We start from the raw sequence: 9,607 nt of genomic DNA, 5'->3' as shown, positions 1-9,607 counted from the left end.
TATAGATATAGGGCCTTTGCAACCCTAAAAAATTGAAGGAGATGTTTAGAAATGACTGCAACTAAACAACATAAAAAAGTTATCCTTGTCGGTGATGGTGCTGTGGGTTCTTCATACGCCTTTGCTCTAGTTACTCAAAATATTGCCCAAGAATTAGGGATTATCGATATTTTTAAAGAAAAAACACAAGGTGATGCTGAGGATTTAAGCCATGCTCTAGCTTTCACATCCCCTAAAAAAATCTATGCTGCTGACTACCCAGACTGTCACGATGCTGACCTTGTTGTATTGACAGCGGGTGCACCACAAAAACCAGGTGAAACACGTCTTGACTTGGTTGAAAAAAACTTACGTATCAATAAAGAAGTCGTTACTCAAATCGTTGCATCTGGTTTCAAAGGTATTTTCCTAGTAGCTGCTAACCCTGTTGATGTTTTGACTTATTCTACTTGGAAATTCTCTGGTTTTCCTAAAGAGCGCGTTATTGGTTCAGGTACTTCCCTTGACTCAGCGCGTTTCCGTCAAGCCCTAGCTGATAAAATTGGCGTGGATGCGCGTTCTGTCCATGCTTACATTATGGGGGAACACGGTGATTCTGAATTTGCTGTTTGGTCACATGCCAACGTAGCTGGTGTTACACTTTATGACTGGTTACAAGATAACCGCGACATAGATGAGCAGGGACTTGTTGATTTATTTGTTTCTGTTCGTGATGCTGCTTATTCTATCATTAACAAAAAAGGTGCAACCTTCTACGGTATTGCAGCAGCCCTAGCTCGAATTACGAAAGCGATTTTAGACAATGAAAATGCAGTTCTTCCATTGTCTGTCTTCCAAGAAGGTCAATACCCAGGTGTTGAGGATTGTTATATTGGACAACCAGCAATTGTAGGTGCTTATGGCGTGGTTCGTCCTGTCAATATTCCTTTGAGTGATGCCGAATTGCAAAAAATGCAAAGTTCTGCTAAGCAATTAAAAGATATTATTGATGAAGCTTTTGCAAAAGAAGAATTTGCATCTGCTGCCAAAAACTAATAATACTATCTGATAATTAGACCTTTTGCCATTTAGATTAAGAAAAAGTCTCTGCTAGCTTTTTTAAGATTGTGGCAATAGAAACTTTCAAAACATACTCACAAGCAAAAAACGAATGACTTAGAATTGAAACATCTGTTTCTTTGCGTCATTCGTTTTTTAATACAATCATCAATCAGGCAATGTCTATTTTAACCAAGAAACACGTTTTGGGGCTATTCCAAACAGCATAGCTCTAAAACTACAAAACAAAATTGTAAAACCAAGAAAACTTGAAAGTTGTGCGATCTATGCTTTTTAGGACCGTTTTAAGCAAGACAGTCTACTGCTTTTGTTCACTATTTTTTCTAATTTTATAGCTTAAAAACTGATCTTATCCTTTTGGTATTGCAAGAGGTAAGACCAGTTTTTGATTGCTGTTTGGAGTAAGTAAATGTCCCTAGGTGTTAAGCATTAGTTTACTCAGCGCCTAAGGCAGCCATAGTGATGTAGTTATAGGGTTTGTTAAAGTGCGGTAAGAAGAAAATATCCATGAGTGACAATTCCTCAATAGTCACCTGTTTTTGGATGGCTAAGGAGAACATGTGGATCCCCATTGAAATGTCTTCGTATGACATTAATTGTGCTCCTAGGATATGACGTGTGTCTTTATCATAAATCACTTTGAGCGCCACTTCATGGTTATCATGAGTGATGAATTCTGGCTTTTGGAGGTCTTTATATTCTGTTTCAAGGGCATTAAAACCAGCTTGTCTTGCTTTTTCAAGGGTAAGGCCGGTAGAGACCATATTTAAACCATAAATTGAAATACCATTTGAGCCTTGCACACCAACGCCTTCTATTGGATGGCCGGCGGCATTATGAGCAGCAACGATTCCTGTGCGAACGGCATTAGAGGCTAGAGCAATATAGTTGGTATCTTGCCTTGAATTATCGTAAATGGTAGCACAATCCCCAATAGCATAGACATCTTTGATGCTGGTTTCTTGTTTTTTATCCACTACCCATGCACCGTTGCGGAAGGTTTCAAGTTTACCTGCTCCTAGAGCAGTATTTGGTCGAAAACCAACAGCAAGAATAACCATATCCACATCATAAGTTGCTTTGTCAGTAACCAGACGTTCTACTTTCTTGTCACCTTCTATTGCTTGGACAGTTTGGCCAAAGGCTAACTCAATACCATGGTCTGCTAAGTTTTTGTTCATAGCATTGGTAAAATCACGGTCATAGTAGCCGCCAAGTGATGTTTCAGCAATATCAACAAGGACAACTTCTTTGCCTTTGCGTTGGAAAGCTTCTGCTAATTCGACCCCAATATAGCCTGCGCCAACGACAGCTACATGATTAATTCCTGGTTTTTCTAATTTTTGAATAACTTCTTTTGCATTTTGATAGAGTTTGACAAATTGGAGGTTTTCAAGAGTGGCTTTAAATTCTCGTGACCCTTCTTGAATAGCAAGTCCTTTGATTGGCGGAATAATGGGCTGTGAGCCAGTGGCTAAGATTAATTTGTCATAATTTTCAACATGTTCTTTGCCCTCAACCAAAGCTAGGACTTCTTTTTTGTCAAAGTCAATATTTAGGACGGGTGATTCCATGTAAACGGTGGCACCCATGCTTTCAAGTTCTTCCTTGTCTGAATAGAATAGACCTTCTGGTCCTTTTATTTGTTCGCCAATCCATAAAGCCATCCCACAGCCTAAAAAAGAAATATTGGAGTTTTGATCAAAACAGACCACCTCATTTTCGCTTCCGTAGGTTGTTAAGAGTGTTTTTATGGCTGCTGTACCTGCATGGTTTGTTCCGACAACGACAATTTTACTCATACAAGATTGTTCCTCTTTTCACAATATTTAGTTAGGCTTTTATTGTAACACAAGGCTGAAGCAGATGAAAGCGTTTTGCTCAGAAAACGTGATGTTTTTCACTTTAGGCTGAGTACTTGTGTCTATTGGAGATAAGCTTAGTCTGCTGTTAGTTTGCCGCTGTCTATGATGCGAAATAAAAGCCACCTTATGTGCAGTTTTTGATTGCTCCATCGCCATAGGAGACAAGCTAGTAGCTTTTGCGATGCTACCAAAAAAGCAAACACTTGGCTTCCCTCGGGGATAGCTAAAAAACCTATCCGTGTGAATAGGCTTACTGATGCTAAAACAAACGCATGAATTCTATCAAATAGAGATTAAAATGGACTTGGCGTGCATAATAAATGTTACCACCGTTCTTATACAGTTGACCACCTGATATAAGGGCTAGCGGATGGTAATAAAAATAACTTTCTGCGGTCCTATTGCCAAGGCTTGGGGCAACCACAGTTCTTGAATAAGTTTTAGCAAGCTGGATGGTATTTCGTCCTCCGTGCTTGGCAATATAATCAATATAGGCCGGGCCAAAATTGTAAGCCTGGACGGCAGTCCAAATGTCAACCTGGTGCTCACGAGCGGTTGCTAAATTTTCGGACAATAATTTTACCCCATGTGCGATACTGACTTGGCTGTCGGTGATTGAATTGGCGCGTCCATTGTTGCTTTCGCTGGATTGCATGACATCAACTTCACCACCTTTAGTTTCTGTGTAAATCATCGCTAGCACGAGATCAACATTGGCTTGCGTGTTGTTTTCTGCTAGAGCTTTTTCGACCATCGGTTTGTAATGTAAGACATTTTGGACATTTCGATGGATGATAAAGGCTTGATAGAGACAAAACACAAAGAAGGCGAGGAAAATGACACGTTTGATTGTTTTAAACATGCTATTTATTTTGAATATCCTCTATATTTTTGATTAAAATGGAATAGGTCCCATCATCATTTAAGATAAATTCTACCGATTCGGCATCTTGATAGATAGCATTGGGTACCGTTAATTCAATACCGTTTGATAAGGATAATTTTTGGCTTTCTAATTTTTTGCTTTGCCGTGAATAATCAATATCAGAAACGCTGATGGGTTGGGGAATGGCTTCTTTTAGCTGATCCACAAAAGTCAAGCGAGCAGTCAAGTTGTCATCAAACAACTGGTCTGCCAGTTTTTCAGGTGACAGTTCTTGTCCTTGATCTAATTGCTGGTGCAAACTTGATTTTAATTTAGATTGGAAGGCAAAATCGTCCTTTTGAAAGCCTTCGGCAATCTTTTGGGCTGTTTGCTCGATTGTTTTAATGGATTTTTTGACTGATTGATCGGGCGTTACCTTAAGCAAGTTTTGCGAAAAATAATTTTCAAAGCTCCCGTTATGCTTAATCCGCTTTTCAATGAGGTAATAGTGCTTAGTAGCCAAATTAATGACTAGTGCCTCATCGGGTGCTTGTGTAGCATTTGGCAGTGTATTTTGTGAAAGGCTAAAGGGACTTTCGGGATCGTTGCTATTATGGGCCAAGCTTTCTTTTAGGGTCATTCGCAGGAATGCAAAATAGGGTTGCCCTTCCTTTTCAAACTGCAAAAACACCAGGTCGTTGGTTTTTTGATCTTCAGCAAAGACAAAAGCCTCTTTCCAATCTTTAGCAATAGCTTGACTACTGGTTATAATATCATCAGTGATCAAGGTTAAAAAAGCATTGTCTGATTCAAATTGGCCACGCTTGGCATCTTCTGAGAAAACCTTGGTTAATTTTTTGCGAAAATAGTCGTCAATGCGTGGACTGATGGTCACTAGCACCTCGGCTAAGGTTAATTCCGTTTCACTGGGTGAAAACTGATGAATAATAATTTGTTTAATGTAAATATCTAACATGGGTGATTATTTCTCATATAAAGGAAAGGCATCGGTTAATTGACGCACTTCTTGTTTAATTGTTTCTAAGATGGCTTGGTCGTTGTGATGAACGAGTGCTTTGATAATGAGTTTAGCAATTTGCTTTGCTTCTTCAACGCCCATACCACGACTAGTCATAGCTGCGCAGCCAATTCGAATGCCTGATGTTTGAAATGGCGATAAGGTTTCAAAAGGGATGGCGTTTTTATTCAGGGTAATGTGGACCTCATCTAAAAGATTTTGTGCTAGCTTACCATTAGCAATGACTTTGGTTACCTCTACGAGAAAAACATGGTTATCGGTTCCGCCTGAAATCACACGAAAACGCCCATCCTTAGCAAATATATCTGCCATGGCTTTGGTATTGTCAATGACTTGTTGGGAATAAAGAGCAAAGGCTGGATCCAAGGCTTCTTTAAAGGCCACTGCTTTCGCTGCAATGACATGCTCTAGGGGCCCGCCTTGCAAACCCGGGAAAATCGCCGAATCAATCCGCTTGGCCAACGTTGCGTCATTGGTTAGGATTAAACCGCCACGCGGTCCACGTAGTGTCTTATGAGTTGTTGAGGTGGTGAGATGCGCATAAGGAACCGGATTAGGATGCAAGCCAGCTGCTACTAGCCCGGCAATGTGCGCCATATCGACCATCAAATAAGCTCCCACTTCATCAGCAATGGCACGAAAGCGGGCAAAATCAATTAGTCGGGAATAGGCTGATGCACCAGCGACAATTAATTTTGGCTGGACAGCTTTAGCCTGGGCTAAGATAGCATCATAATCTAGCATTTCTGTAGTTGGATCAACTGAATAAGCGACAAAATGGTAGGTCTGCCCAGAAAAATTCACCGGTGAGCCATGGCTTAAGTGACCACCGGCAGCTAAATCCATCCCAAGGACAGTATCACCTGGCTGAATCAAAGCCAGATAGGCTGCGGCATTGGCTTGACTACCAGAATGCGGCTGAACATTGGCATAAGCAGCGCCAAAAAGCTGCTTGGCACGGTCAATCGCTAACGATTCAATCTTATCGATAAATTGAGTGCCACCATAGTAGCGTTTACCCACATACCCTTCGGCATATTTGTTGGTTAAAAGAGAGCCTTGGGCCTTCATTACAGCTTTTGAGACACTGTTTTCAGAAGCGATTAATTCAATATTTTGCTCTTGACGTTGCTCCTCGGCATGAATGGCTGCCCATAAATCTGGGTCAAATGCTTCATAGTCATCTTTGTCAAAAATCATTTTGCTCTCCTTTGATTGCTTTGTACGAGAGGGGACTTTACCAGCTAGATACTCCTTAAATACAAGTAAGAAACTTTTAGAGGGAGTGGGTTTTTGCTTCAAAGACCAGATCGGGCACTACCTCTAAAATAGCTGCTTGAGTGATAGCTCCTTGTCGCAAAATCTTGGCTTTAGGGCCAGACAAATCAAGTATTGTCGAATCCTGGCCTGTTAAAGCGTGGTCGTCTGCATAACCGATCACCTTATGATCAAAGCTAGTGAGAATAGTGCTAAATTGCTTTCCACTTTCTGTCCCAGAAACATTTGCAGAAGGGCCAATTAAGGGACCGACCTCCTGGATAATCCGGCGTGTTACCGGATGAGCGGGAAGCCGAAAGCCAAGGCTGGCTAAGCCTGAATTAATCCATGGCGGCACTTGCTCATTTGCCTTTAAAACAATCGTCAGTGGGCCTGGTAAAAAGGCGTCATAAAGGGCTTTCAAACCACGAGGTTGCTCTTTTGAATAAGCTAAAATGGACTGATAGTCAGCGACATTGAGGTTCATAGCCTTATCACGTGGACGCTTTTTAAGGGCATATACCCTATCAACGGCATCTTGGTCCAAGGCCTTTGCAAACAAGCCGTAGACTGTTTCGGTTGGTAAAACAACAGCCCCGCCAGCCCTAATCTCTTGTATTAACGCTTCAATCATCAATAGCTACCATCCGATCCTTTCCATAACTATCTTGTAAAATGCGCAGGCGTTTCTCTGGCAAGTAGAGCGTACTCAGCTCTTGCACTTGCTTTGCCTGCTTATAGCCAATTTCTAAATAGATTTTCCCCTGGTTAGTAAGATGGGGTGTGGTCTGTGACAATAGACCCCGATAAGCAGCAAAGCCATGTTCAGCAGCAAATAAGGCCAAATGTGGCTCAGATGCTAAGACATTTACAGCGACTTCTGCCTGGTCTTCCGGTGCAATATAAGGAGGATTGGAGACAATAATATCAAAAGAACCAGTGATGGCTGATAAAAGATCAGACTGGATAAAATCAAGCTGTATTCCTAAATCACGAGCATTTTGCTGGGCCACATCAAGGGCATCAGCAGAAATATCACTGGCCACTACTTGCCACTCAGGTCTGGCTTTTTTGAGGGCAATAGCTATCGCTCCGCTGCCAGTCCCCACATCTAGGACTCTCTTATAAGAGTTATCATTTTCCTGCAAGATTAGCTCAACCAGCTCTTCGGTCTCAGGCCGTGGGATAAGAACGCGTTCATCAACTGTGAGGACCAAGTCGCGAAAATAGGCTTTTCCTGTAATGTATTGCGGCGATCGGTGCTGCAGTAATTGCTGCATAATAGCTTGCAAAAGCTTTTGATCAGCATCTGTTGCTGCTTGATTTTGGTGGAGCACAAAATCCAAAGTGGTCCAGGCTTTTAATTCTTTAAATACATAGATAAGATTTTGTGGATCTTCATCAACCGCGACTAGCTCCAAGCTGTAGCGTTGGATAAGTTGGGCGTAATTCATTAATTATTGAGGGATTCTAATTTTTGTGTTTGGTCGTACATTATTAGAGCGTCCACCACTTCATCTAGCTTACCAGCTAAAATGGTATCTAACTTTTGTAGTGTAAGGCCAATGCGGTGATCGGTAACTCTGTTTTGCGGGAAATTATAGGTGCGAATACGCTCGGAACGATCGCCTGTGCCGACTGTTGACTTGCGTTCTGCATCTTGTTCATCTTGGGCAATCTGGGCAAAGTGGTCGGCTACGCGGGCCCGAATAATTTTCATTGCTTTGTCACGGTTTTTTTGTTGGGTGCGTTCTTCTTGCATTTCCACCTTAATGTTGGTTGGCAAATGGACGATCCGTACAGCAGTGGCAACCTTGTTGACATTTTGTCCGCCAGCACCAGAAGCGTGGTAAATGTCCACGCGCAAATCTTTGGGATCAATCTCGTATTCAACTTCTTCGATTTCTGGCATGACTAAGACAGTTGCTGTTGAAGTGTGTACGCGGCCCTGACTTTCAGTAACAGGGACACGTTGGACGCGATGGGCGCCAGATTCGTATTTTAATTTGGAGTAAACGGATTGCCCAGATACCATAGCCACAACTTCTTTGATACCGCCAACGCCATTGTAGGAAGCTTCCATGACATCAAAGCGCCAGCCCTGGCTTTCTGCAAACTTTTGGTACATGTTTAAGAGGTCTCCGGCAAATAAAGCCGCTTCGTCACCTCCAGCTGCTCCGCGAATTTCCAAAATGATATTTTTATCATCGTTGGGATCTTTTGGCAACAGCAGAATTTTTAACTGGTCTTCATAGGTTTCTTTAGCTGCTTTTGATTCTTTGAGTTCTTCTTTTGCCATCTCTTCGATCTCAGCATCGCCACCAGCTTCTTTGATTAGTTCTTCGGCATCTTCAATGGCTTGTAAAATGTCCTTATAGTGACGGTAGGTGGAGACGGTGTCTCTGATGCTCGCCTCTTCTTTAGAGAGTTCCATAAAACGTTTCGTATCTGCAACTACCTCTGGGTCGCTGAGCAATTCTCCTAACTCTTCATAACGGTCTTCAACGGACTGTAGTTGATCATAAATGTTCATATCCTTATACTCCTCTTTTATCCGATTTGCTTATTCTGCTCATGTCTGTGCGTCTTTTTTTGGAGGATGAAAATAGTGCTTACGACATACGGGAATGTAGGTTTCATTGCCTCCGATTTGAATCTGGGCGCCCTCATAGACGGGCTTACCATTTTCTGTCCGCAAGACCATAGTAGCCTTTTTGCTGCAATATTGACAGATGGTCTTAATTTCGTCAATTTTGTCAGCAAGCAAAAGTAGGTATTTTGAACCTTCAAACAATTCATTTTGAAAATCATTCTTCAAGCCAAAAGCCATCACGGGAATATCACACTCATCCACTAGACGGGCCAAATCATAGACGTTTTCCTTGCTGAGAAATTGGCACTCGTCAATTAAGACGCAGTAAGGTTTTTGCGGAAGTGCTGCTATGGTGTCATAGACAGACATCTCGCTAGTAATGGGAATGGCTCGTCGCTTCATCCCGATGCGACTAGAAACAATGCCATAGCCTTCGCGGGTATCTAGTGCACTTGTCATAATAACCACTGGTTTACCTTGTTCTTCATAATTATGGGCCACTTTGAGAATTTCAATGGACTTGCCAGAGTTCATCGTGCCATACTTAAAGTATAATTGAGACATTTTTGTTTTATTTCCTTTTTTGTACCAACTGTACTCAAAAAAGTTCAGTTGTCAGTTGGTTGTGTGAGTCATTTACCTGTATCAACTAGCTTACACAGCTGGTTGGCAGCTGCTTTTGTATTATTGTCATCATTCCTAAATAAGCCAGGTCTCCTCTAAGTAATTGTTGATAGTGATTGATAACACTCAGAAGATTATTATATCATAATTTAATCGGCTTTGCCTGAGGAGTTTTTTACCCGAGTTTATCAGTTAAAAAATAAAAAAATCTCTATAAACGCTGTCAAATCAACGTTATTGAAGCTTTTTTAAGTTGTAAATCGTGTTGTGTATGCAGTTTTTCCCTAACTTTTGAATATCTTCGT

At 41.5% G+C, this 9,607-nt stretch carries 9 protein-coding genes; 1 reads left to right on the top strand and 8 read right to left on the bottom strand.

Annotated features, from left to right (window positions below; all coding sequences use genetic code 11):
• Positions 1 to 51 precede the first annotated feature (51 nt).
• Positions 52 to 1,035 (top strand): L-lactate dehydrogenase, encoded by a 984-nt coding sequence (locus GWD08_RS08235; RefSeq protein WP_159545217.1) that lies wholly within the window; start codon positions 52 to 54, stop codon positions 1,033 to 1,035.
• A gap of 458 nt (positions 1,036 to 1,493) precedes the next feature.
• On the opposite strand, the gene nox is transcribed toward GWD08_RS08235, so the two are convergent.
• The 8 genes from nox to GWD08_RS08195 all read right to left on the bottom strand — a co-directional run bounded on the left by nox (position 1,494) and on the right by GWD08_RS08195 (position 9,242).
• On the bottom strand, positions 1,494 to 2,861 hold the full coding sequence (gene nox, locus GWD08_RS08230; protein ID WP_159548161.1) for a H2O-forming NADH oxidase: 1,368 nt from the start codon (positions 2,859 to 2,861) through the stop codon (positions 1,494 to 1,496).
• Between the two features lie 322 nt (positions 2,862 to 3,183).
• Positions 3,184 to 3,786, bottom strand: coding sequence for a lysozyme family protein (locus tag GWD08_RS08225; protein WP_159545221.1), 603 nt, complete (start codon positions 3,784 to 3,786; stop codon positions 3,184 to 3,186).
• Between the two features lies 1 nt (position 3,787).
• Positions 3,788 to 4,765, bottom strand: coding sequence for a nucleoid-associated protein (locus GWD08_RS08220; protein ID WP_159565189.1), 978 nt, complete (start codon positions 4,763 to 4,765; stop codon positions 3,788 to 3,790).
• Between the two features lie 6 nt (positions 4,766 to 4,771).
• Complete coding sequence (gene glyA, locus GWD08_RS08215) at positions 4,772 to 6,028, bottom strand: serine hydroxymethyltransferase (RefSeq protein ID WP_159565187.1); 1,257 nt, start codon at positions 6,026 to 6,028, stop codon at positions 4,772 to 4,774.
• Between the two features lie 76 nt (positions 6,029 to 6,104).
• Positions 6,105 to 6,719: an L-threonylcarbamoyladenylate synthase gene (locus GWD08_RS08210; RefSeq protein WP_159565185.1), complete on the bottom strand. Its 615-nt coding sequence runs from the start codon at positions 6,717 to 6,719 to the stop codon at positions 6,105 to 6,107.
• Positions 6,712 to 7,539: a peptide chain release factor N(5)-glutamine methyltransferase gene (gene prmC, locus GWD08_RS08205; RefSeq protein ID WP_159565183.1), complete on the bottom strand. Its 828-nt coding sequence runs from the start codon at positions 7,537 to 7,539 to the stop codon at positions 6,712 to 6,714. The genes GWD08_RS08210 and prmC overlap by 8 nt, the downstream gene beginning before the upstream one ends.
• Positions 7,539 to 8,618, bottom strand: coding sequence for a peptide chain release factor 1 (prfA, locus tag GWD08_RS08200; protein WP_159565181.1), 1,080 nt, complete (start codon positions 8,616 to 8,618; stop codon positions 7,539 to 7,541). The genes prmC and prfA overlap by 1 nt, the downstream gene beginning before the upstream one ends.
• A 39-nt stretch (positions 8,619 to 8,657) precedes the next feature.
• Positions 8,658 to 9,242, bottom strand: coding sequence for a thymidine kinase (locus GWD08_RS08195; RefSeq protein WP_159565179.1), 585 nt, complete (start codon positions 9,240 to 9,242; stop codon positions 8,658 to 8,660).
• Between the last annotated feature and the right edge of the window lie 365 nt (positions 9,243 to 9,607).

This window comes from Streptococcus halichoeri (genome assembly GCF_009870755.1).
In the GTDB taxonomy this organism is placed as follows: Bacteria; Bacillota; Bacilli; order Lactobacillales; family Streptococcaceae; genus Streptococcus; species Streptococcus halichoeri.
This window is presented reverse-complemented; position numbering and strand designations above follow the sequence as displayed.

Bases quoted from the DNA above. Each gene is read 5' to 3' on its own strand.
- GWD08_RS08220 (WP_159565189.1), bottom strand. From the start codon at position 4,765: ATGTTAGATATTTACATTAAACAAATTATTATTCATCAGTTTTCACCC.
- GWD08_RS08225 (WP_159545221.1), bottom strand. From the start codon at position 3,786: ATGTTTAAAACAATCAAACGTGTCATTTTCCTCGCCTTCTTTGTGTTT.
- GWD08_RS08210 (WP_159565185.1), bottom strand. From the start codon at position 6,719: ATGATTGAAGCGTTAATACAAGAGATTAGGGCTGGCGGGGCTGTTGTT.
- nox (WP_159548161.1), bottom strand. From the start codon at position 2,861: ATGAGTAAAATTGTCGTTGTCGGAACAAACCATGCAGGTACAGCAGCC.
- GWD08_RS08195 (WP_159565179.1), bottom strand. From the start codon at position 9,242: ATGTCTCAATTATACTTTAAGTATGGCACGATGAACTCTGGCAAGTCC.
- GWD08_RS08235 (WP_159545217.1), top strand. From the start codon at position 52: ATGACTGCAACTAAACAACATAAAAAAGTTATCCTTGTCGGTGATGGT.
- prmC (WP_159565183.1), bottom strand. From the start codon at position 7,539: ATGAATTACGCCCAACTTATCCAACGCTACAGCTTGGAGCTAGTCGCG.
- prfA (WP_159565181.1), bottom strand. From the start codon at position 8,618: ATGAACATTTATGATCAACTACAGTCCGTTGAAGACCGTTATGAAGAG.
- glyA (WP_159565187.1), bottom strand. From the start codon at position 6,028: ATGATTTTTGACAAAGATGACTATGAAGCATTTGACCCAGATTTATGG.